The following is a 267-nucleotide window of genomic DNA, read 5'->3' on the forward strand; positions in this document are numbered from 1 at the left end:
GTCCCCCCCGTGGCACGTGTTTCTCCTGTTGCACCTGTTGCTCCCGTTGGTCCTGTTGCTCCTGTTTTTCCTGTTGCTCCTGTTGAACCTGTTACTCCCGTTGGACCTGTTGCTCCCGTTGCTCCTGTTGCTCCTGTTGCTCCTGTTGCTCCTGTTGGACCTGTTACTCCCGTTGGACCTGTTACTCCTGTTACTCCCGTCGCTCCAGTTGGACCAGAAAAACCAAATGAACCAGAAGCACCAGATAAGCCTGATACAACTGTTACA

General features: G+C 53.2%; 1 pseudogene. It reads right to left on the reverse strand.

Features of this window, described 5'->3' with window-relative positions:
* A pseudogene (locus tag JDS99_RS31300) lies at window positions 1-267 on the reverse strand (collagen-like protein); the annotation flags it as partial.

The sequence above is a fragment of the Bacillus cereus group sp. N6 genome, from assembly GCF_016483705.1.
Lineage (GTDB): Bacteria > Bacillota > Bacilli > Bacillales > Bacillaceae_G > Bacillus_A > Bacillus_A wiedmannii.